This is a genomic window from Sphingomicrobium sp. (genome assembly GCA_036563485.1).
Classification (GTDB): Bacteria; Pseudomonadota; Alphaproteobacteria; order Sphingomonadales; family Sphingomonadaceae; genus Sphingomicrobium.
The window spans coordinates 1,863,355-1,884,949 of sequence record DATCMI010000001.1 but is presented as its reverse complement, the minus strand read 5'-3'; the positions used below and the strand labels follow the sequence as shown (position 1 = coordinate 1,884,949).

General features: G+C 65.8%; 25 protein-coding genes. 8 read left to right on the top strand and 17 right to left on the bottom strand.

Annotated features, from left to right (window positions below; all coding sequences use genetic code 11):
• Positions 1–3 precede the first annotated feature (3 nt).
• The 7 genes from VIL42_09840 to paaI are packed head-to-tail and all read right to left on the bottom strand — an operon-like array spanning position 4 to position 6,884.
• A complete protein-coding gene (locus VIL42_09840; GenBank protein ID HEY8593147.1) occupies positions 4–2,061 on the bottom strand; it encodes a transketolase C-terminal domain-containing protein in 2,058 nt (685 codons plus the stop codon).
• Positions 2,054–3,247 carry an amino acid aminotransferase gene (locus VIL42_09835; GenBank protein ID HEY8593146.1) on the bottom strand — a complete coding sequence of 398 codons (1,194 nt, stop codon included), beginning with the start codon at positions 3,245–3,247 and terminating at the stop codon, positions 2,054–2,056. The genes VIL42_09840 and VIL42_09835 overlap by 8 nt, the downstream gene beginning before the upstream one ends.
• 18 nt (positions 3,248–3,265) lie before the next feature.
• A complete protein-coding gene (paaE, locus tag VIL42_09830; GenBank protein HEY8593145.1) occupies positions 3,266–4,339 on the bottom strand; it encodes a 1,2-phenylacetyl-CoA epoxidase subunit PaaE in 1,074 nt (357 codons plus the stop codon).
• A 1-nt stretch (position 4,340) separates the two neighbouring features.
• Positions 4,341–5,165: a 1,2-phenylacetyl-CoA epoxidase subunit PaaC gene (gene paaC / locus VIL42_09825; protein HEY8593144.1), complete on the bottom strand. Its 825-nt coding sequence runs from the start codon at positions 5,163–5,165 to the stop codon at positions 4,341–4,343.
• On the bottom strand, positions 5,165–5,449 hold the full coding sequence (gene paaB / locus VIL42_09820; protein ID HEY8593143.1) for a 1,2-phenylacetyl-CoA epoxidase subunit PaaB: 285 nt from the start codon (positions 5,447–5,449) through the stop codon (positions 5,165–5,167). The genes paaC and paaB overlap by 1 nt, the downstream gene beginning before the upstream one ends.
• Positions 5,446–6,426 (bottom strand): 1,2-phenylacetyl-CoA epoxidase subunit PaaA, encoded by a 981-nt coding sequence (paaA, locus tag VIL42_09815; GenBank protein ID HEY8593142.1) that lies wholly within the window; start codon positions 6,424–6,426, stop codon positions 5,446–5,448. The genes paaB and paaA overlap by 4 nt, the downstream gene beginning before the upstream one ends.
• Positions 6,427–6,458: 32 nt before the next feature.
• Positions 6,459–6,884, bottom strand: a complete 426-nt coding sequence (gene paaI / locus VIL42_09810) for a hydroxyphenylacetyl-CoA thioesterase PaaI (GenBank protein HEY8593141.1) — start codon at positions 6,882–6,884, stop codon at positions 6,459–6,461.
• A gap of 69 nt (positions 6,885–6,953) precedes the next feature.
• On the opposite strand from paaI, the gene VIL42_09805 reads away from it, so the two are divergent.
• From VIL42_09805 to VIL42_09795, 3 genes are read left to right on the top strand one after another with little or no spacing between them, the layout of a single operon-like run.
• Positions 6,954–7,175: a PF20097 family protein gene (locus VIL42_09805; protein HEY8593140.1), complete on the top strand. Its 222-nt coding sequence runs from the start codon at positions 6,954–6,956 to the stop codon at positions 7,173–7,175.
• The gene (gene paaG / locus VIL42_09800; GenBank protein HEY8593139.1) at positions 7,172–7,954 is read left to right on the top strand and encodes a 2-(1,2-epoxy-1,2-dihydrophenyl)acetyl-CoA isomerase PaaG; all 783 of its coding nucleotides are present in this window, start codon (positions 7,172–7,174) and stop codon (positions 7,952–7,954) included. Before VIL42_09805 ends, paaG begins: the two co-directional genes overlap by 4 nt.
• A 3-nt stretch (positions 7,955–7,957) precedes the next feature.
• Positions 7,958–8,362: an OsmC family protein gene (locus tag VIL42_09795; protein ID HEY8593138.1), complete on the top strand. Its 405-nt coding sequence runs from the start codon at positions 7,958–7,960 to the stop codon at positions 8,360–8,362.
• Here the strand turns inward: VIL42_09795 and VIL42_09790 are convergent.
• Both VIL42_09790 and VIL42_09785 read right to left on the bottom strand, forming a co-directional pair.
• Positions 8,359–9,378 carry a phosphotransferase family protein gene (locus VIL42_09790; protein HEY8593137.1) on the bottom strand — a complete coding sequence of 340 codons (1,020 nt, stop codon included), beginning with the start codon at positions 9,376–9,378 and terminating at the stop codon, positions 8,359–8,361. The genes VIL42_09795 and VIL42_09790 overlap by 4 nt on opposite strands.
• Positions 9,375–10,610, bottom strand: a complete 1,236-nt coding sequence (locus VIL42_09785) for an acyl-CoA dehydrogenase family protein (GenBank protein ID HEY8593136.1) — start codon at positions 10,608–10,610, stop codon at positions 9,375–9,377. The genes VIL42_09790 and VIL42_09785 overlap by 4 nt, the downstream gene beginning before the upstream one ends.
• A 46-nt stretch (positions 10,611–10,656) precedes the next feature.
• Between VIL42_09785 and VIL42_09780 the strand changes: the two genes are divergently transcribed.
• From VIL42_09780 to VIL42_09765, 4 genes are all read left to right on the top strand, one after another.
• Positions 10,657–11,409 carry an SDR family NAD(P)-dependent oxidoreductase gene (locus VIL42_09780; GenBank protein HEY8593135.1) on the top strand — a complete coding sequence of 251 codons (753 nt, stop codon included), beginning with the start codon at positions 10,657–10,659 and terminating at the stop codon, positions 11,407–11,409.
• A 1-nt stretch (position 11,410) separates the two neighbouring features.
• Positions 11,411–11,740, top strand: a complete 330-nt coding sequence (locus tag VIL42_09775; protein HEY8593134.1) for a hypothetical protein — start codon at positions 11,411–11,413, stop codon at positions 11,738–11,740.
• Positions 11,741–11,753: 13 nt separating this feature from the next.
• On the top strand, positions 11,754–13,772 hold the full coding sequence (paaZ, locus tag VIL42_09770) for a phenylacetic acid degradation bifunctional protein PaaZ (GenBank protein HEY8593133.1): 2,019 nt from the start codon (positions 11,754–11,756) through the stop codon (positions 13,770–13,772).
• 63 nt (positions 13,773–13,835) lie between these two features.
• Complete coding sequence (locus tag VIL42_09765) at positions 13,836–14,267, top strand: CBS domain-containing protein (protein ID HEY8593132.1); 432 nt, start codon at positions 13,836–13,838, stop codon at positions 14,265–14,267.
• 76 nt (positions 14,268–14,343) lie between these two features.
• Here VIL42_09765 and VIL42_09760 read toward each other — a convergent pair whose 3' ends face one another.
• From VIL42_09760 to VIL42_09740, 5 genes are read right to left on the bottom strand one after another with little or no spacing between them, the layout of a single operon-like run.
• Entirely contained in the window at positions 14,344–14,934 is a 591-nt protein-coding gene (locus VIL42_09760) for a hypothetical protein (GenBank protein ID HEY8593131.1), read from the bottom strand.
• Entirely contained in the window at positions 14,927–15,418 is a 492-nt protein-coding gene (locus VIL42_09755; protein HEY8593130.1) for an ATPase, read from the bottom strand. Before VIL42_09755 ends, VIL42_09760 begins: the two co-directional genes overlap by 8 nt.
• Positions 15,419–15,453: 35 nt before the next feature.
• The gene (locus VIL42_09750) at positions 15,454–15,681 is read right to left on the bottom strand and encodes a F0F1 ATP synthase subunit C (protein HEY8593129.1); all 228 of its coding nucleotides are present in this window, start codon (positions 15,679–15,681) and stop codon (positions 15,454–15,456) included.
• Between the two features lie 24 nt (positions 15,682–15,705).
• A complete protein-coding gene (locus tag VIL42_09745; protein ID HEY8593128.1) occupies positions 15,706–16,482 on the bottom strand; it encodes a F0F1 ATP synthase subunit A in 777 nt (258 codons plus the stop codon).
• 20 nt (positions 16,483–16,502) lie between these two features.
• Positions 16,503–16,841 (bottom strand): F0F1 ATP synthase assembly protein I, encoded by a 339-nt coding sequence (locus VIL42_09740; protein HEY8593127.1) that lies wholly within the window; start codon positions 16,839–16,841, stop codon positions 16,503–16,505.
• 148 nt (positions 16,842–16,989) lie between these two features.
• On the opposite strand from VIL42_09740, the gene VIL42_09735 reads away from it, so the two are divergent.
• The gene (locus VIL42_09735; protein ID HEY8593126.1) at positions 16,990–17,712 is read left to right on the top strand and encodes a DUF4163 domain-containing protein; all 723 of its coding nucleotides are present in this window, start codon (positions 16,990–16,992) and stop codon (positions 17,710–17,712) included.
• Here the strand turns inward: VIL42_09735 and VIL42_09730 are convergent.
• The 3 genes from VIL42_09730 to VIL42_09720 are packed head-to-tail and all read right to left on the bottom strand — an operon-like array spanning position 17,700 to position 21,528.
• Positions 17,700–18,071 (bottom strand): YdbL family protein, encoded by a 372-nt coding sequence (locus VIL42_09730; protein HEY8593125.1) that lies wholly within the window; start codon positions 18,069–18,071, stop codon positions 17,700–17,702. The two genes, VIL42_09735 and VIL42_09730, sit on opposite strands and share 13 nt — an antisense overlap.
• On the bottom strand, positions 18,071–18,289 hold the full coding sequence (locus tag VIL42_09725) for a YnbE family lipoprotein (protein HEY8593124.1): 219 nt from the start codon (positions 18,287–18,289) through the stop codon (positions 18,071–18,073). The genes VIL42_09730 and VIL42_09725 overlap by 1 nt, the downstream gene beginning before the upstream one ends.
• Positions 18,286–21,528 carry a YdbH domain-containing protein gene (locus VIL42_09720; GenBank protein HEY8593123.1) on the bottom strand — a complete coding sequence of 1,081 codons (3,243 nt, stop codon included), beginning with the start codon at positions 21,526–21,528 and terminating at the stop codon, positions 18,286–18,288. The genes VIL42_09725 and VIL42_09720 overlap by 4 nt, the downstream gene beginning before the upstream one ends.
• Positions 21,529–21,595: the final 67 nt, after the last annotated feature.

Sequence of the window (21,595 nt, the reverse complement as noted above, 5' to 3'; positions counted from 1 at the left end):
GCCTTAAAAGCCCACCAGCCGTTCAATCTCGTCGCGGATCCGCTGCGGCGACGGCACTGCCCATTCGAGAAGCTTCGGGTGATGCGGGCTCGGAATGTCGGGCATCGTCACCCGCGCAACCGGCGCGTCGAGGTCGAGAAAGGCTTCGTCTGCGACGACCGCGGCAATCTCCGCCCCGAAGCCGCCGGTGCGAAGGTCCTCGTGAACGATCAGGCAGCGGCGCGTCTTGCGTACGCTTTCCAGGACCATCACGCGGTCCCACGGCTGCAGGGTGCGCAAGTCGATCACGTCGGCGCTAAAGCCTTCCGCGGCCGCTTCGCAGCGCGGCACCATCGCGCCCCAGGTGACGATCGTGATCTTGTCGCCTTCGCGAGTCTTCTTGGCGCGGCCGAACTCGAGCACATAATCATCGCCCGGCCAGGATCGCCGAGCCCAGCTGTCGTCGAGCATTGCGCGATGTTCGAAGAACAGCACCGGGTCGTTGCCCCGCAAACTGCCGCGCAGCAATCCGACGGCATCTTCCGCGTTCGAGGGCACGGCCACCTTCCAACCGGGATTGTGCACGAACTCGACTTCGTTGGTCATCGAATGCCACGGGTCACCGCACTTGAAGAAACCGCCGGGGACGCGAAGCACCATTGGCGCCGCGAAGCGATTGTGGGTGCGCCAGCGCATCGTGCCCATATCGTGGATCTGCTCGGTCGCGGGCTCGGCATATTTGCGGAACTGGATTTCAGGGACCGGCATAAGCCCGGCCAGCGCCATGCCCTGCGCCCGCCCGACGATGCCTTCTTCATTGAGCGACGTATCGAACACGCGGTTGCGGCCGAACTTCTCCTGAAGTCCGAGAGTCACCGCATGGACTCCGCCCTTCGGTCCGACGTCCTCGCCGAACACAAGCACGCGGGGGTTGGCTTCGAGCTCCTGCTCCAGCACCCGGCGAATGGCTGTCACCATATTGATGCGCTGGCCTGAGCCTTGCGGTTCGCTCGATGCGGCCGGCGGCGTGTAGCCGCTGTTCCACAACCCGCCGACCTGTTGCATCTCGCCTTCATAGAAGACGTGGCGAGTGACATCGGCTGGCGACGAAATGCCGCGGCTCTCCGCTTCCGCAAGCGCCGCCTGAACCTGCCAGCCGACCTCGCGCTCAAGGTCGCTCCAGGCTTCGTCGCCGATCTGCAGCTTTGCGCAATGCGCCTTCAGCTTCGGCAGCGGGTCGCGTGACCATTCCGCTTCGATCTCCGCCTCGCTCTTGTAGGCCTGCGTGTCCTGAGCGCTGTGCCCCTCGAGCCGCGGCACGCGCAGGCGCAGAAGCACCGGCGCGCGCTCCGTGCGCACATAGCGCACCGCCTGCTCGACCAGCAGCGCGGCTTCGGCCGGATCGGTGCCATCGCCGTTGAAGATCTTCAGCCCGTTGAAGCTCGCGAGGTTCGCGGCGATGTCCTTGCCCGGCGTCTGGTATTCGGACGGCACGGAGATGCCGTAGCCGTTGTCCTCAACGTAGATGAGCAGCGGCAAACGTTGTGTCGTTGCAATTGTTAGCGCAGACCAAAATCCGCCGGTCGCGCAGCTCGCGTCCCCGCCGAGCACGAGGCTGATCGCGTCCGACGGGCCTTGGCCGAGGACCTCCTGCTTATAGGCGATCGCCTGCGCCCAACCCGCCGCCGGCGTATATTGCGCGCCGACCCCGCCCGCCATCGGGAAGGCGTGCGCCCCGCCGACGTTGGGGAAGTTGAACACCACGCCGATGTCGCGCCCGTTCGAATAGCCGCCGGCGAGGCCCATGCCGGAGCCGAGCGCATCGGCAAGCGGGACGCCCAAGGATAAGAGCATCGGCCGCGAGCGGTAGTAGCCGAACGCGCCGTCGCCGTCCTTGAGGTGCAGCCCGAGCAGCACCTGGGCCATGTCATGGCCGCGGGCGCTGAATTGGTAGAGGACCTTCCGGGCCGGAACGAGCTCCTGTTCCTCGAGCCGGTCCAGCTCCCGGCTGGTGAGGACGAGACGCGCAACCTCGCGCCAGTCCACTTCGGCGGTGACGCGGCCCGGGTCGCGATCAGCCATTCATCGCGTCCACGACCGCGGCCGTAAATCGCTCGACCTGTTCGTCGCTCATGCCGACCACATTGAAGCGGCCGCTGTCGGCCATGTAGATCGCCTTGTCCTCGCGCAGCTTCAGCACCTGCTCCTTGGAAAGCGGCAACATGGAGAACATGCCGAACTGGCGGCCGATGAAGGCGAGACGCGGGTCGGCCGACGCGATGGTCTGGCGCACCGCATTGATGCGGTCACGCATGGCGGTGAGCTCGCTCAGCCAGCGCGTGCGCAGCTCGGGATCGTCCAGCACGATGCCGACCGCCGCGGCGCCATGATCAGGCGGCATCGACCACATCTCGCGGGCCAATTGAAAGACGTGCGCCACCGCCGTTGCGGTCGCTTCCACAGAAGCAGTCTTCACCCACAAGGAGCCGACCCGATCGCGATAGACGCTGAAATTCTTGTCGCAGCTTTGCGCGACAACGACGTCGTCGCAGCTCTCGATCATCAGGCGCACGCCGTAGGCATCTTCGTCGAGCCCGCGGCCGAAACCCTGGTAAGCGATATCGATCAGCGGGATCAGCCCGCGCTCGACGACGACATCGCGGACCTGCCGCCATTGGTCCTCGTCAAGGTCGGCGCCGGTCGGGTTATGGCAGCAGCCATGGAGCAAGGCGACATCGCCGGCGCGCGCTGACCGAAGAGCGTCCAGCATCGCATCGAAGCGGATCGCCCCCTGCCCGCGCTCGTAATATGAATATTCGCTGATCTCGAGACCGACGCCCTTGATGATCGCGGCGTGGTTCGGCCAGGTCGGGGTGCCGACCAGGATCTTCGCGCCGGGGTTGATCGCACCGATGAGTTCGAAGGCAAGGCGAAGCGCGCCGCAGCCGCCGGGGGTCTGGACGCCGGCAATCCGCTCGTCACCGGCATGCTCGCCGAGCAGGACCGGGCGCAGCAGCTCGGCGTAACGCTTGTCGCCGGCGCTGCCGAGGTAAGCCTTGGTTTGCTGGCTATCGACGAGCCGCTGCTCGGCCTCCTTGATGACCTTCAGGATCGGCGTGTTGCCCGCACCGTCGCGGAACACGCCGACACCGACATCGATCTTCTCGGGCCTTGGATCGGCGTTGCACAGCGCGATCAGTTCGAGGAGCGAATCCGACTTGACCGGTGGTAGGTCGGAAAGGCTGCGGCCCTTGGTCTCGGTCAGCATCAGAGGCGATTAGCGAACTCAGGCGTCGTAATCTACCGCCACTCCATCACCCAGCGGTACCGACTGGCAAGTCAGGACGTAGCCGGCAGCCACCTCTTCGTCGGTGAGCCCGTAGCGCGCTGCCATTTCGACCTTGCCGCCCGTGATCCGCGCACGGCAGGTCGCGCAGACGCCGGCCTTGCAGGCGAATGGTGCCGGCAGCCCCGCCTCACGTGCGCTGTCGAGGATGTTGCCGGCGGTGAACGGCACTTTGCGGGTGCGGCCGTCGAGCGTCACCGTCATGGTCACGCCTTCCGCCTGCGTCTGCAGATGAGCCATTTCGCGCGCGATTGCCTCGGGCGGGCGATCAGCGGTGAAACGCTCGATGTGAATGCGCTCCTTGGGCGTGCCGCCGTCCAGAAGCGCGCCTTCGGCAGCGTCCATCATCGGCCCGGGACCGCAGATGAACCAGCCGTCAACGTCCTTGGCGTCGGGGATCAGCGCGGGGATGATTTCGTCGAGCCGCTCGCGGGTCAGCATGCCGTTGAACAGCTCGATGTCCTGCTCCTCGGCATCGAGAAAGTGATAGATTTCGAGCCTCCCGAGATGCTTGTCCTTGAGCGCCGCGAGCTGCTCGAGGAAGATCACCGAGCTGCTGTCGCGATTCCCGTAGAGCAAGGTGAAGCGGCTGTTCGGCTCGGCTTTCAACGTGCTTCGGATCAGCGACATGACCGGCGTGATGCCTGAGCCGCCCGCAATGCCGACCAGGTGCCGAGAGCGACCTGCGCTAAAGTCCGTCGTGAAGCTGCCGTGCGGCGGCATAACCTCGATCGTGTCGCCGGCCCTCACATTGTCGCCGACCCAGTTGGAAAAGCGGCCGCCGGCGATGCGCTTGACGGTGACCATCCAGTCATTCTCGTCGGGAGCGGTGCAGAGCGAGTAGTTGCGCCGAACATCCTCGCCGTCGATCTCGGCCCGCAGCGTCAAATGCTGGCCCGGCCGGAATGCGAAGCGCTCGCGCAGCTCGGGCGGCATTTCGAAGCGGATCGAATTGGCGTCGCTCGTTTCCGCGATCACCTCGGCGACGCGCAGCGCGTGGAAATGCTCGGCCATTCTACCAGGTCGCGTCGGGGTAAGTGCGCGGCAGGAACTGCATGATTGCCAGAAGGTGCCCAAGATGCTCGCTGTGGTGCCCACGCCGGCCGCCCAGAATGGGGCGCTGGTCGCCTGGTGTTTCCAGCTGAGCCTCCTTGAGGACCTTGCCGATAGCTGCGCGATAATCGGCTTCGAAGTCTCGCGGATCGGGCACGTTGCCGCTGTCGATTGCGGCTTGCATGACCTCATCGACCTCGAACAGCTCGGGGACGAAACGCCAGTTCCACTCAAGCCCGTCGGCCATGCGCCGAGCGCTCTTATCGGTGCCGTCGCCGAGCCGGATCGTCCATTCGGACGCAAGGTCGCGGTGATAGGCGACTTCCTTCACCGCCTTGGCGGCGAATTCGCGCAGGAACTGGTCCGGAGATTGGGTCAGCCGCTGCAGCAGCATGTGCTGCCAGCTGGTGTAGAGCAGGTGCCGCGCGATGGTCTGAGCAAAGTCGCCATTCGGCTGCTCCACCAGCAGGCAATTGCCGAAATCGAGGACGTCGCGGCGAAAGGCGAGATCGTCCGCGTCCCCCGCTTCGCCGAGCAGCAGGTTAGCCTGTCCGACAAGGTCCAGCGCGAGATTGGCGAGACTGATGTCGACTTCGAGCACCGGACCGTGCCCGCACCATTCGCTGAGGCGCTGGCCGAGCACCAGCGCATCGTCGCCGAGCCGCAGCAGCATCTCGGTGCGGACGGCGTGATGGTCCTCAAGGTCCGGTGCATCGAACGCACCAAGCGGGCGCACGCGCGCAGCGACCGCCTCGTCTTCGGGCCGGATCGGCGGCAGCGACGGCATTAGATGTGCTTCACCTCGTCCGGGATCTCGTAAAATGTCGGGTGGCGGTAGATCTTGCTTTCCGCCGGTTCGAACAGCTCGCCGGCGTGGTCAGGATCGGACGCGACGATCTCGTTCGACGGCACCACCCACAGGCTCACCCCTTCGAGGCGCCGCGTGTAGGTGTCGCGCGCATGGGCGAGCGCGAGCTGCGCGTCAGGAGCATGAACGCTGCCAACGTGGCGATGCGAAAGACCGCCCTTGGCACGGACGAAGACTTCCCAGAGCGGCCAGTCACCACTCACGCCGCCTTCCTCGCGCGGCGCTTGGCTTCGTACGCCTCGGCGGCTTCGCGGACCCACGCGCCGTCTTCCCAAGCGTCCCGGCGGGCCTTCATGCGCTCCTTGGCGACTGGACCTTCGCCTTTCACGACGGCGTAGAATTCGTCCCAGTCAATTTCCCCGAAGTCGTAGCCACCCTTGTCCTCGTTCCACTTGAGATCGGGGTCGGGGACGGTCAGGCCTAGGAAATCAGCCTGCGGCACGGTGATGTCGACGAACTTCTGGCGGAGCTCGTCATTCGTCTCGCGCTTGATCCGCCAGCGCATGGATTGCGCGGTGTTGGGCGAATTTTCATCGGGCGGGCCGAACATCATCAGGCTCGGCCACCACCAGCGATTGAGCGCGTCCTGCGCCATGCGCTTCTGATCGGCCGTGCCGTTCGCAAGCGCGATCATGATCTCATAGCCCTGGCGCTGGTGGAAGCTCTCTTCCTTGCAGATGCGAACCATCGCCCGCGCATAGGGTCCATAGGACGTCCGCTGCAGCGGCACCTGGTTCATGATTGCGGCGCCATCGACCAACCAGCCGATCGCGCCGATGTCGGCCCAGGTCAGCGTCGGATAATTGAAGATGGTCGAATATTTGGCTTTGCCGCTGTGCAGCGCCTCGATCATCTGCTCACGGCTCGTGCCGAGCGTCTCCGCGGCGCAATAGAGATAGAGGCCGTGGCCAGCCTCGTCCTGCACCTTGGCGAGCAGGATCGCCTTGCGCCGAAGCGATGGCGCCCGCGTGATCCAATTGCCCTCCGGAAGCATGCCGACGATTTCGCTATGTGCATGCTGGCTGATCTGCCGCGTTAGGGTCCGGCGATAAGCCTCGGGCATCCAGTCCTTGGGCTCGATAAACTCGTCGGCGGCAACCCGCCCCTCGAAGGCCTCGAGCAGCTTCGGGTCCTCGAGATTCTCGATCTTGGCGCTCTTCTGAAGCTCGGTCGTATACATGGCTTCCGATCTAGTCTGTCAGGCGTGAACGTTCAAATGTCGACAACCGCTCCGCCGACTGTGCGCGAAGTGCCTGTGAACTCGGCAATTGTCCGGCCCTCGGTCGTGCGCACCGAAACCCGCGTAACGCCGCTGCGGCCTGACGTAGCAACTTCCTCGGCTTCGGCGACTAGCGTCTGCCCCTCCTCCGCACTGGCAAGGAAGGTGACGCTCGCTTGCGCGGCTACGGTCTTCTCGTTTCGTCCGTTGCAGACGTAAGCAAAGGCGGTGTCGGCGAGCGCGAACACCATCCCGCCATGGACGATGCCATGCCCGTTGAGCATGTCGCCACGCACCTTCATCGACAGCCGCGCATAGCCGGCGCGCGCTTCCTCAATGACGATGCCCCATGCCGGACCGGTGCCCTCTGCGGCGAGCATGCACTCAGCAACGCGGCGGGCCAGTTCGTCTTCGGTCATCCCGCTCCCCCGTCTTGCACCTGCCAATCGGTCGTGCGACCCGTGCCGCAGCCACGAAAAGGAGGGTTTATGCAAGGCGTGGGAGACTGTCCAAAGTGCGGCGGGCGCATGGATGAAGGCTTCCTTGTCGACCAGGGCTCCTACGGCATGGCCGGGGTGGCGACCTGGCAAGGCGGCGAGCCGCGCAAGAGCATCTGGACCGGAGTCAAGCAGTCGAAGGACGACCAGGCGGAGGTCACGACCTATCGCTGCGGGCGCTGCGGCTATCTCGAAAGCTACGCGCGGGCATGAGCGGCTACGAGACGATCGACTTCAAGGCGGACGGGCCGGTCGCCCGAATCACGCTCAACCGGCCCGATCGCCTGAACAGCTTCACCGTGCGGATGCACGAGGAGCTTCGCGATGCGTTGGCTCGGCTCGGCGATGCGCGCGTGGTCGTGCTGACGGGAGCAGGACGCGGATTTTGCGCGGGCCAGGACCTGAACGACCGTGCGGTCGCGCCTGGCCAGGCGGTCGACCTTGGGGAGACCGTAACACAGTGCTGGAACCCGTTGATCCACATCCTCACGTCGCTTCCGCAACCGGTGATCGCACGGGTCAACGGGGTCGCCGCGGGCGCGGGTGCGAACATCGCGCTCGCCTGCGACCTTGTCGTTGCCGCCAAATCGGCGAAGTTCATTCAGAGCTTCTCAGCGATCGGATTGATCCCGGACAGCGGCGGGACCTGGGCGCTGCCGCGGTTGGTCGGCCAAGCACGCGCGCTGGGGCTGGCGCTCACCGGCGAGCCGCTGTTGGCTGACAAGGCCGCCGAATGGGGCCTGATCTGGAAAGCGGTCGAGGACGAAGCGCTGGACGCCGAGGTCGACGCCCTTGCTGCCAAACTCGCCTCGCTGCCGCCGCTTGGGCTGGCCGCGATCAAGGAGATGATTCGGTCGAGCTGGCAGCACAGCCTCGACGAAGAGCTGGAGCGCCAGGCCGCCGCTATGCGCCGCCTCGGCTTCACCGAGGATTACCGGGAAGGCGTCGCTGCCTTCCTGGAAAAACGCCAGCCAAGCTTCAAAGGGCGCTGAGCCTTGGGAACGACAACCATCGAGTATCGGCTGCTGCCCGGTACGCGGGCCACCGTCGGCCGATCACGCGGCCACAGCGTCATTGCTGATCGCCCCGATGGGACCGCGGGAGGCATGGGCCTCGGCTTCAACGGTGGCGAGCTCCTGGCGCTGGCGATCGGCGGCTGCTTCTGCAACGACCTTCAGGCGCTCGCGGACGAGATGGGCCTGATCATCGAGGATCTCGGCGTCAGCGTCAGCGTCGACTTCGGCGGCTCGCCCCGACGCGCGACGGCAGCCCGCATGCATGTCCGCTGCACGCTTGCCGACGGGAGCGACCCGAGCGAGCTGATCGATCGTGCGCGCCAGATCACCATCATCGGCAATTCGGTCCGCGAAGGCGTCCCGCTGGAGATTGCAGCAGGCTAGCCGCCGGCTTTCTGCGCGAAGGCCCAGGCGGCGTCTGCAAGGAAAGGCACGCGCTTGGCGATCTCCGCCGCTTGCGCATGGCTGGCGGTGCCGTCGATCACACGCTTCTTAATGCCCTGGATGATGCCGGCGAGCCGGAACAGATTGTACGCGAAATACCAGTCGAGCTTGTCGGCGACGGGCACTTGCGCCCGTCCGGAATAGCGCTCGACCATCTCCTCCAGCGTCGGAATGCCCAGCTGCTCGAGGTTCAGTCCGGCAAGACCCGCACCGCCGTCGGCCGGCATCACCCACTGCATGGCTAAATAGGAAAAATCGGCAAGCGGATCGCCAAGGGTCGACAGTTCCCAATCGAGCACTGCGGTCAGCCGCGGCTGAACGTCGAACATCGCATTGTCGATGCGATAATCCCCATGGACGATCGACACGCGCGACTGGTGGGGAAGGCTCGCGGGCAGATAGTCGATGAGTTTTTCCATCGCCGGAAGCTGGTCCGTCTGGCTGTCGCGATATTGCTTGGTCCACCGCGCGACCTGCCGCTCGAAATAATTGCCGGGCTTGCCGTAATCGCCGAGGCCGGCAGCTTCGGGGTCGATGTTGTGGAGGTCGGCCAACGTGTCGACCAGCTGCTCGTAGACGCGCCGCCGCTGATCCGGCGCGAAACCTGGGAGCGCCCCATCCGCATAGGCGCGGCCGGGCGCCAGCTCCATCACGTAGAAGATCGCCCCGATGACTGCTTGGTCCTCGCACAGCGCCAGCGGCCGCGGCACGGGAAAGCCGAGCGGGAACAAGGCGGCGAGCAGCCGATATTCGCGATCGACAGCGTGAGCCGACGGCAGCAGCGGCCCAAACGGCTTGCGGCGCAGCACATATTCGCCGGCAACCGTCGTGATCCGGTAAGTCGGGTTCGACTGCCCCGACGGGAATTTGCTGATATCGAACGGCGTCCGGAAGCCCGGCACATTGGCTTCGAGCCAGCGCCCGAGCGCTTCGTCGTCCAGTGCCTGATCGCTCACCGGTGCTTCTTATACTCGAGCCGGGCAATCGCGCGGCGGTGCACTTCGTCGGGGCCGTCGGCCAGACGCAAGGTGCGGATCGAGGCATAAGCGCGCGCCAGGCCGACATCCTCGGACACGCCGGCAGCGCCGAACGCCTGGATCGCATCGTCGATGATCTTCAGCGCCATCAGCGGCGCGGCGACCTTGATCATGGCGATCTCGCCCTGCGCCGCCTTGTTGCCCGCGCGGTCCATCATGTCGGCGGCCTTCAGGCACAGCAGGCGGGTCATTTCGATGTTGATGCGGGCATCCGCGATGCGCTCTTCCCAGACACCCTGCTCGGAGATGGTCTTGCCGAAGGCGGTGCGACTCATCAGCCGCTTGACCATGGCCTCGAGGGCTTCTTCCGCAGCGCCGATGGTGCGCATGCAATGGTGGATGCGCCCTGGACCGAGCCGACCCTGCGCGATCTCGAAGCCGCGCCCCTCCCCAAGCAGCATGTTCGAAGGCGGCACCCGTACGGCCTTCAGCTCGATCTCCATGTGCCCGTGCGGCGCGTCGTCATAGCCGAACACCGGCAAGTGGCGGGTGATGGTGACGCCCTCCGCATCTAGCGGCATCAGGATCATCGACTGCTGGCGATAGGTCTCGGCTTTCGGGTCGGTCTTGCCCATCAGGATCGCGACCTTGCAGCGAGGATCGCCCGCGCCGCTCGACCACCATTTCCGGCCGTTGATCACATATTCGTTGCCGCGCATTTCGACGCGACATTCGATGTTGGTCGCGTCCGACGAAGCAACGCCGGGCTCCGTCATCAGGAAGGCGGAGCGAATCTCGCCATCCATCAGCGGCTTCAGCCACTCGTCCTTTTGCTCGCGCGTGCCGTAGCGGTTGAGCACCTCCATATTGCCGGTGTCCGGCGCCGAGCAGTTGAACACTTCCGACGCCCAGGCGACGCGGCCCATCTCTTCGGCGCAAAAGGCATATTCGAGGTTGCTGAGCGCCGGTCCGTCGAAGGTGAAGCTCTCGTCGACCGGTGTTGCGCCATGGGACGGCGGCATGAACAGGTTCCACAGCCCTTCGGCCCGGGCCTTTTCCTTCAGGTCTTCGACAACCGGCAGGACTTTCCACCGCTCGCCCTCGCGCTGCTGGGCATCGTAATCGCCGCACCGGGGCCGGACATGTTCGTCCATGAAAGCGCGAACCTTGTCGCGCCACTCGGTCTGTTGCGGAGCAAGGCTGAAGTCCATGACGCAAGCGCTATCAGCAAGTCGCGTGCGTGGCTATGAGCGGCAGATGGGCAGACTGTCAGGCAAGGTTGCAATCATCACCGGCGCGGCATCGGGGATCGGAAAAGCGAGCCTGGAATTGTTCCGGAGCGAAGGCGCCACCGTCGTCGGCGCGGACATTAGCCCGGGCGCAGACTTCCAGTGCGACGCGGGCGACGACGAACAAATTCGCGAGCTGGTCGAGCGCACGGCCGAAAGGCATGGCGGGCTGGACATCATGTTCGCCAATGCCGGCATTTCCGGCGGCTGGGACTCGATCGCGGTGCAAAGCGCGGCGGAGTGGGCCGAGACGCTGCGGATCAACCTGATCGGCCCGTTCCTGGCGATCAAATATTCGGCGCCGCTGATCGCCGGGCGCGGCCGGGGTTCGATCGTCTGCACGGCGAGCGTTGCCGGCGTACGCTCTGGCGCAGGCGGCGCCGCCTATTCGGCTTCGAAGGCAGGCGTGATCAGCCTCGTCCAAAATGCCGCGCAGCAGCTCGCGGGCACCGGGGTTCGCGTCAACGCGATCTGCCCCGGCCTGATCGAGACCGGCATGACCAAGCCGATGTACGAGCGAGCACGGGCGAGCGGCAAGGAAGACCGGATCGGCGAATTGAACCCGCTCCAGCGCGGCGGCGAGCCGGAAGAGATCGCCCGCGCCGCTCTCTTCCTTGCGTCGGACGAGGCGAGCTACGTCAATGGGCAGGCGATCGTCGTCGATGGCGGCTTGTCGTCGAGCCTTCCGGAGGCCCGCACCTACAAGCTGAGGATGGTGTGACATGAAGCATGCAGCCGCGCTTTCGCTGTGCGCCCTCTTGGTCGGCGGATGCGTGCCGATGATGGCCGCTTCGGCGGTGTCGACGGTCGCCGCCAGCGCGCGCGGCGCGCCGCAGAGCAACGAAGCGCTGCAGCCGATCGCACGGCAGCAATGCGTGGCTCGGGCGCAGCAATATGGGGCCGTTCACGTGATCGATGTCGAGCAGCGCTCGGTAGGCAAGATCATCGTCTGGGGCACCGTCGGCGAGGGCGCGTCTAAGCGCTCCTTCCAGTGCGATTTCGGTCAGCAGATCAACGGCTTCAAGCTGCGCGAAATCCGCAGCACGCCATGATGGACAGGAACTGATGAAGACACTTCAACTTCTCAACTACGAGCGCGACCGATGGGTCGCCGGCGATGGCGCGACCGTGCTGCCGAGCGCAATCGACGGTGCGCCGGTCGCCACGACGGGCTCGGGCGGGATCGATTTTGCCGCCATGCTGCAGCATGCCGGCGAAGTCGGCGGGCCTGCGCTTCGCAAGCTGACCTTTCATGACCGCGCGCGGATGTTGAAGGCACTCGGCCTTGCGATCATGGCGCGCAAGGAAGAGCTGTACGAGCTCAATTACCAGACCGGCGCGACACGCAAGGACGGCTGGATCGACATCGAGGGCGGCGCGGGCACCCTCTTCTCCTTCTCCTCGAAGGGGCGCCGCGAGCTTCCCGACGCCCGCGTCCTGCTCGACGGGCAGCTGGAAGGCTTGTCGAAAAAGGGCACGTTCGTCGGCCAGCACATCTTTACCCCGCTGCACGGCGCGGCAGTGCACATCAACGCCTTCAACTTCCCTGTTTGGGGCATGCTGGAGAAGATCGCGCCCACGCTGCTGGCCGGCGTGCCTTGCATCGTGAAGCCGGCCTCGGCGACGGCCTATCTTGCCGAAGCGGCGTTTCGGGTGATGATCGAGGCGGAGGTGCTTCCGCCCGGCGCGATCCAGCTGATCGTGGGCGGCGTCGGCGACCTGTTCGAACATCTGACCGGCCAGGACGCGGTGAGCTTTACCGGGTCGGCGCATACGGCGCTGAAGCTCAAGTCGCACCCGACGGTGGTTCGCGAGTCCGTCCGGTTTGTGGCCGAGCAGGACAGCCTCAACGCCTCTTTGCTTGGCCCGGACGCGGCGCCCGGCACGCCCGAGTTCGACCTCTTCATCAAGGAAGTCGCGACGGAGATGACGGTCAAGGCGGGGCAGAAGTGCACGGCCATCCGCCGCGCGATGGCGCCCGCGCAATATCTCGACGCTGTGCAGGAAGCGTTGGCCGAGCGGCTAGCAAAGACGAAGGTCGGCGACCCGCGCGCGGACGACACGCGCATGGGTGCGCTGGTCAACGCCAGCCAGCGCGACGACGTAATCGAGAAGATCCGCCAGCTCGAAGCAGCGGGCGCACGGATCGTCGCCGGTGATCCAAATGCCGAGCCGCCAATCCCCGGCGGCGCGTTCCTGCCGCCGGTCCTGCTGCGGACCGATGATCCGTGGGGCACGCAGGCGGTCCACGACTGCGAGCCGTTCGGGCCGGTTTCGACGATCATGCCCTATCGCGACATCGACGATGCAATCGCGCTCGCCAACCGCGGCCGCGGAAGCCTGGCGCTGTCGCTCTTCACTCATTCATCAGATGCGGCACGCGACTTCATCCAGGGCGCAGCCGCTTTTCACGGGCGCATGCTGGTCATCAACCGCGACAATGCCGCGGAATCGACCGGCCATGGCTCACCCCTGCCCGTCCTCGTCCACGGCGGCCCAGGCCGGGCCGGCGGCAGCGAGGAAATGGGCGGGGTGCGCGGCGTGAAGCACTACATGCAGCGCACCGCCATCCAGTCCTCGCCCGCGATGATCGCTGCCATCACCGAGCAGTATATCCCCGGCGGACCCAAGCACGTCATCGACACGCACCCGTTCCGCAAGCGGATGGGCGAGCTCGAGATCGGCGACACGCTCAAAACGAAGGGCCGGACCGTCAGCCTCGAGGATATCGAGCATTTCGCCCACTTCACCGGCGACACATTCTACGCCCACATGGACGAAGAGGCAGCGAAAGCCTCGCCGATCTTCGAAGGCCGGGTCGCGCACGGCTATTTGATCCTGAGCTTCGCGGCCGGGCTGTTCGTCGATCCGGATCCCGGCCCGGTGCTCGCCAATACTGGCCTGGAGAATTTGCGCTTCCTAACACCGCTTTACCCCGGCGACTCGATGCGGGTCGAGCTGACCGTGCGCGCCAAGTCGCTGAAGAGCGAGGAAACCGGCGTCGTGCGATGGGCGGTAGAGGTCTTCAACCAGCGCGACGAACTGGTCGCTACCTATGACCTGCTGACCGAGAACGTGCCGTAACGAGAGGAACATGGGTCTCCCGCGGTTCGTTCGAGCCAACGAATTCCCTAAAGGAGACCCATCATGAAAGTCAGTGAAGTCATGACGAGCGACGTTCAGACCGTTCGTCCGGACGAGACCGCGCAGCAGGCAGCCTCGTTCATGCTGAGCGCCGATGCTGGGTCGATCCCGGTCACGGACGGCGACCGGCTCGTCGGCATGATCACCGACCGCGACATCGCCGTTCGCGGCGTTGCCAGGGGCTACGGGCCGGAAACGCCGGTGCGTGAGCTGATGACCGACAACATCGTCGCAGCGCGAACGGACGATGACATCCAGGATGTCGCCAGCCGGATGAGCGAGGCGCAGGTCCGCCGGCTACCCGTCGTCGACGAGAACGAGCGGCTGTGCGGTATCGTCAGCCTCGGCGATCTAGCTCGCGAAACGAACGACGAGAGCGCGCACCAGGCGCTCGAAGGCGTCAGCGAGCCCGGCGGCAGCCACAGCCAAGGCTAAAGGACTGGTCCCGGCGACAAGCCGGCGACCGGAAGTCCTTTGCGTCTCCGGCCTCCGGCTTTCGCCGAAGCACGCTTTATCGGGCAGCGATTTCCTTGATCGCGCGGTCGACGAGTTGCGCGTCCGTTGACGCGTCATGGCGCTCGGCGATGATGCGCGCGGCGGCCTTGGCCGCAGCGTCCGCGGCGGTGGCGCGCAGCTGCTCGACGGCGCTGCGCTCTTCGGCCGCGATCTTGTCCTCGGCCATGCGCGTGCGGCGGCCGATCAGCGCCTCGGCGTCGGTCTTGGCCTTCGCGACGATTTCGTCGGCTTCGTGCCGCGCGCGCTCGAGCAGCGCCTCGCGATCCTTGTCCACGGCAGCAGCCTTGGACTCATATTCGGCCTTCAGCGCTTCGGCTTCCTTGCGCAGCGTCTCGGCCTCGGCGAGCTGCTCGCGGATCGCCGCAATCTTGCTGTCGAGTGCGCCGGCGATCGCGCCGGGCACCTTCTTCCAGATCAGCAGCGCGATGACCGAGAGCATCGCCAGCGAAATCCAGAACGGCGGCGCGAGATAGAAGGCGCCGGGCTCTTCGTGAGCCGGCGGCGTGCCTTCATGCGCCACGGACGCGTGAGCGTCGGGGTGGGCTGCCGGCTGACCCGGATCCTGCGGCTGCGGCGATTCAGACATTGAGCTCTGCCTTTACCGCCTGCGCGGCTTCCTGCCTGTCGATCTCAAGCCCGGTAAGGCGGCGGACCATCTCCTGCGTGGCTTCCGCAGCGACGGCCTCGATCTCGGCTCGCGCCGACGTCACGGCCTCGCGGATCTGGGCCTCGGCGCCTTCGACCTTCAGGTTGATCTTGTCCGCCGCGGCCCGGACACGAGCCTCGGTTTCGCGAGCGCTTTCCTGCTTGGCTTCCTGCGAGACCCGGGCCGCTTCGGAGCGCGCCGCATCCATGCGGGCGCGCCACGCGGCCTCGGTCTCTTCGGCCTCGGCGCGCGCGGCCTGCGCACGCTCGAGGTCGCCGGAGATCTTCTTTTCACGCTCCTCGACGGTGCCCTGGATCTTCGGCAGCATCCCGCGGCCGATGCCGAAGAAGATGGTGCCGAACACCAGCAGCAGCCAGAACAGCTGCGAGAAGAAGATGAAGGGAAGTTGCTCGATCTGAGGCATGTCAGTCCTCGGCCGCTTCGGGCCTTTTTGCGCTCTTAGCGGGCGTAGAGGATGATCATCGCGACGGCGAACGCGATCAGGCCGAGAAGCTCGGCGGCCGCGAAGCCGATGAACAGACGGCCCTGCTGGCTGTCAGCAGCCGCCGGGTTGCGAAGCGCGCTCTCGAGGAACGAGCCGAACACGTTGCCGACGCCGACCGCGGCAGCGCCGACGCCAATTGCCGCAAGACCGGCACCGATGACCTGAGCGGAAGCGAAATCCATGTGGGTACTCCTTGAGTGAAAAGCTTAGTGAAGGTTGATCGCGTCGTTTAGGTACAGCGTCGTCAGCAGCGCGAACACATAGGCCTGGATCGCGCAGACGAGCAGTTCGAGCGCCGAAACGCCGACGATGAAGATGAAGCTGAGCAGGCTGACGCCCCAGCCGACGGCGCCGCCGCTGAAGCCACTGACGATGAAGCTTCCGAACACTTCCATCAGGATGTGGCCGGCGATCATCGCCACGAACAGTCGCAGCGCGAGGCTGAACGGACGGACCATGAAGGAGATGAACTCGATCGCGGCGATAAGCGGGACCATCACCGCGGGCGTGCCGTGCGGCACGAACAGCGAGAAGAAGTGAAGCTTGTGGCGCCAGAAGCCGACGATCAGGACGATCGCGAAGCTCATCACGGCGAGCACGCCGGTGATGCTGAAGTGGCTGGTGGTGGTGAACTGGTGCTGGCCGGGCACGATCGCCAGCGGGAACAGGCCCAGCAGGTTGGCGACCAGGATGAAGCTGAACAGCGAGAAGATGTAGGGGACGTACTTCTTGCCCTCAGGGCCGATGTTCACCCGGACCATGTCGTCGATGAACGAGGTCAGCCCCTCGGCCGCCATCTGCCAGCGGCCCGGCACGAGTTGGCGCTTCATGCCCATGGCCATGAAGCCGAAGATCAGCGCCAGCGCGATCAGCAGCCACAGCGAACTGGTCGTGAAGCTGATGTCGTACTTGCCAAGGTGCAGCGGAACGATGGGTTCCACCGCAAACTGGTGCATCGGGTCGATCTTGCCTTCGGCGGCCACGCTTTGCCTCTCGCCTTCGTTCAGTGCCCGGAGGTGTTCCGGGTCTTGGAAAGTCGCATGATATTCCTCACGCCGACGCCGAACCCGAAGAACAGCATCAGCAGGAAGAACAGCGGAAAGGTCCGGTGACCGAACATTCCGGCCACGCTGTCCAGACCCCAACCGATCACGGCACCGCCAACCGGCGCCCCGATCAGATGACCGAAAAGCTGCTGCCAGAGCCGGTCGCCCGGGTTCGGCTGCGCCCTTGCGGTCCGCTTCGCTTCCGCCTGCTGCAAACGCTCGAGCCGCTGATCGAGCGATTCGAGCCGTGCATCTGTTGGAAGCTTCGGGACCTCGCCGGTATCGTCCTCAGCCATGCTTCTCCCCTGTGCGTCGCCCCTGCTGAAACTCACGGGCCAGACACGGACGAGGAACATGGCGGAAAGCGGCACCGCCAAGGCGCGGCTCCTTTATGAAGGGGGGTGCCGATAGTCAACCGCGCGCGTCGGCATTAGGCTGGCACGCATGACGATCGCACTGCTTCTGTTCCTCTTCGACCCGGTCGGCGCAGCCTCTGCGAAGCCGGTCCTGATCGAGCGCGAGACGAAGGCGCTCGATTTCTCTTACCAATGGTCGGCCGAGGCAGCCGCAATCCCGTCCCTTAATGCTCGGTTGAAGACAAAAGCCGCCGCCGCGCTGAAGGATGCGCAGAAGATGGCGCGCGAGGACGAGGTCATGGCGCGCAGCGACGAGCGGCCATTCAACAAGCATTATCTGGCCGTCGGGTGGGACACGGCAGGCCAGTCCCCACAGCTGCTGTCGCTAGAGGGCACGATCGAAAGCTTCACCGGCGGCGCGCACCCCAATCACGAATTCAGCGCATTGCTATGGGACCGCACAGCCAATCGCGAGATCGCTGCCACCGCGCTGTTCGCGAGCGGCGCTTCGCTGGAGCGACTGACTCGCCGAAGCTACTGCCGTGCGCTCGATGCCGAACGCCTCAAGCGCCGCGAGGGCGAAAGGCTGGGCGGCGACTTCGATGCCTGCCCGCAATTGCATGAGCTCGCCATCGTTCCCGCCGATGCCGACGGGAACGGCCGCTTCGAAGCGCTGAAGTTCGTGGCGGCGCCTTATGTCGCCGGTCCTTATGCCGAGGGAGAATATGAAGTGTCGGTCGCGGTGACGCCGCGGCTGATCGGAGCGCTGAAGCCCGCTTACCGGAGCGCGTTCGAGGTTCAGCGGCAGTAATCGGGCACGGGAGCGGACTGCCCGGCCGCGCGTCGGCGCCAGGCGCCGTCCTGAAGCATGTAGGCGTGACCGACCGGGAGGCGTGCGAAAAGCTCGCATGCAGTGGTAAGCGCGACGAGGTCGGCGGTCGCGTTCCTGCCGGTAGCGAGCTGGAAGTAGAGGCTGCGCCGCTTGATGTTGATGGCGTTCACCTGCCGGCGAAGCTCGGCGCCGGGCGGCGTCACAAACCCTAAGAAGCCGTCGTAGCGCTCACCGACCGTGCCGGCTGCAACCGCTGCCGAGACCTGGGAGGGTCCTTGCGCGGCGAGCGGAGCCGCACCGGCCAGCGCAACTACGAGGAAAACTATTCTGCAGCGCATCACGGCCTGGTCGGCGCAGGCGGGAACGCGTCCGGGTTTTTCCGGATCATCTGCTGGACATCTTCCTGCAGCCGGACGGTCACCTGCTGCTTGATATCGACGTTGAGGTTCACGTCGATCGGCTTTTCCGGTGTCTTCACCGTGATGCAGCCGGCCAGGGGCACCGCGACCGCGATGCCGGCGGCGAGCCGCGCGGCTGTTCTTGCTCTCTTTCTCACTTCGCTCCTCCGGGTGGTGGTGACTGCTTGCTACGCTCCCGCGGCGCCGCGGGTTCGACGGTCTGCTCTTCCTGCTTGGTGGTATTGATCACCTCGACCTTCAGCGCCGGCGAATCGATCGGGAACGGCATCACCGGCGCGATCGCCTGGGTCGGATCCTTGAACGCCTTGGCGGTTTGAATGAGGGCGCGGAATGGCGCGTTGATGTTCACATTCAGCCGCAGCGGGATCTGCGAGAAGACGCGCTTGACCATGCCGGCGATGAAGCCCTTGCTCTGGCCAAGCGACGGACCTTCGATGGTCAGCCGGGTTGCGAATTCGCCGGCCAGGTCGCCGTTCAAGCGCACGACCATCGAGCGGTAGCGAATGTCGCTGAACAGGTCGAAGGCGATGCCGGGCATCATGCCTGCCGGCCGGGTGCCGTGATATTGCAGCCGACCGCCAGGCGGCCGGGACTCGAGCCGCCCACCCACGATCCGCCCGCCGCTCTCGTCGAAGATCATCGGCAGGACGCCGTCGAAGATGCCGGTAATCTCAATGCCTTCGAAGCCGAGGCTGTCGACGAACATCTTCGCGTTGAATCCCTGCAGCTCGAAGGTCAGGCGCTTGGCGCTCGGACTTCCGAAGTTGAGCACCGTTTCGTGAAGGATCAGTCGCCCACCCATGAACGGCCACTCGCCGCGCTCGATACGCACGAGATTGTTGGGCAGGAGCGAATAGCGGATCTCGCCATTCGTGACCTCGATGCCGGGGTTGATCGAAGCGACGGTGGCGAGCTGGCCCGGCGCGGATTCGAGGTTGAGCAAATCGGTGAAGTGGAGGTTGGTGCTGAGCCCCGTCACCGGCCCGAACGGCGCTGCGAGGTCCATGCCGCGCGTCGCGAAATCGCCCGTCGAGGTGACCTTGCCGCTGCCGCTCCAGTTGATCCGCCCCTGTCCCGTAACGGTGCCGTTGACGAGCGCCACGACGCCTTCCGTGAGGCGCGTCAGCTGGTCGGGCTGGAAGTCGGGACCGAAGGCGAGGCCCGGAACGTCGAGCAGCGCCTGGCCGGCGCCGCTCGATAGCCGGTGCTGGATATCGACGTTCGTCACCAGCCGCCCGCTTGCGGGATTCCGGAGCGAACCGTTGGCGGTGATGCGATCACCCGCGAGCCTGAAGCGAAGATCGTTCGTGCGCAGCGGATAAAAGCGCGGATCGGGATTGTCGTCCGACACCGTCGCGGCACCGTCGACCTGGAGGATGCTGCGGCCGAAGCTCCACTTGCCCGAAGCCTTGCTGAGCAGGAGCGGAACGTTGCCGATCTTGCCGTGCGCGCCGTCGAAAGTCCCCGCCACGCCGGCACCGGCGAAATTGCCGCCCAGCCGCGAGGCGTTGAGGACGAGCGGCGACGCAGACTTGCCGAGCCGCAGCGCGACATTGTTGAACGCGAACTGCTTGCCGTTCACGATACCGCTGGCCGCGGAAACGCGCATCGGCGAGCTGCCGATGCGGCCGGCAAGGCTGGTGTTGTTCAGCCGCGCGCTCACGACCACCGAGCCGTTCGGCCCGCGGTAAGCGATTGCCGGGCCGACCGGGCACACCGGCACTCGCGCGGCGCCAAGCTGGAGATCGCTGATCTTGAGATAATCGAAGCTGACAACCGCGCAGCCGGTTCCGACCGCAAAGGCTCCACCGGGGCCGAGCCGTCCATTGATCGGCAGGCGAAGGGCTCGTACGCGGCCGTTCGGGAATGCGCCGTCGAGCAGCGCCACGGTGCTGACTTGCGTCGAGCCGCGCGGACCCGGGCCGAAGCGGATGGGCGCGAGCGCGAGCCGCTGGCCACCGGCGCTGTATGGCGCAAGATCGGCGACCCCGCTGAGCGGGGCACCCGGCCCGGGCTGCCGCAGCACGACGCGCCCCGAAGGCAGGCCGCCGCCGCCCATTTCGATCGCGCTGTCGATCCTCAGCGCCGATTGAGGCCAGTAGTAGGTCACGCCGCTGCCGCCCGTGATCCGCGCTTTGGCGCCGGTCGGCCCCTGTACATTGGCGTCGCCGATCCGCGCCGCGCCGCCGCCGGGGAAATTGACGACGGTGATCCGGCCCTGCGCGTCGAAATTGCTCGCGGTGCGCTGAAGCGCTTTGGCGATGCTGGTCGCAACCGGCCCGATCGGCGTTCCACTTGCTGCGGCGAGCGGCTCGACCACGCTGGCGAGCATCGAAGGTGCGAGCTGTGCGCTAGTGGCGTTGAAGCCGCCGACCAGGCTGAACGTCCCGGCTTTGAGGCCGAGGCTATAATCGCCGTCGAGGCCGGTGCGATCGGCAAGGATCGTCGCCAGCCGCGACTTCTGGGCCGCAAGCTTCACATGGCCGCGGACGTTCGTCAGCGGTCCTTTGTAAGTGATGTCGCCGACGAAGGCGGCGAGCCCGTTTGCGCCCGCCACCATCCTGCGCGTCGCCATCCGGCCGCGGCCATCGACGTTGGTGAAGGACTCGTTGAAGGTTGCCTCAGCCTCGAAGCGTGGCTGATCGAGCTCCAGCTGGCTTGCCGGGCATGCGAACCGGTCGAGTCCGACCGGACCGGCAACCCTTGGCCTGCGCGCGACCACGGAGATGGCCACGTTGGCATTCAGCCCAACCGCAGTGCAGCGGCCGGGGGTGATTCGGGGGCTCGCAAGCGCAACGCGACCCTTGAAGCCGCCGCTCAGCTTGCCGCTGCCCTGGACCGCGATCCCGGCCGGGCCGAACGGCGTCGCAAGCGCGATGCTGCTGTCGGCGATATCGACCGCGAAGTCTGGAAGCGCGAACGGCTTGTTGCTCGGCGGCGGAATCAGCTTGTCGATCTGGCCCCAGCTGACGCGGCCGTTCACCAGCTTGCCTTTCAGCCGGACCCCGCGAGCGACGATGCGATAGACTTCGAAGCTGCCGTTTAGCTTCAGCCGCGTCTGGATCTGCGCGAACCTGGCGGTGAGGTCCGGGTTCTTGGGGTCGCCGATGACGAGGTCGCTGACCTGCTGCGTCCGGAAGCCGACGCGGTCGAGCTTGTAGCTCGCGTCGACGCCGCGGCTCTGCAGCTCCTGCTTGAGGAAGTGCCGAGCGACGGGCCGGCGCTGAATCCACAGCGCCGCAACGCCGAGAACAAGTAAGGCGAGGATGCCGACGCCGACATAAACCGCGACACGGGCCCATAAGGGGCGACGGGCGCGGACGACGCGCGTCTCCCCCGCCGCTGCGACCCCCTCGTCTCCCGTCCGTCGATCCATCGCGCCTTCTAACCCTCGCCAAGCATCACCGTTCCAGATGCGGCACGACCTCTTTCATCCAAGCCGC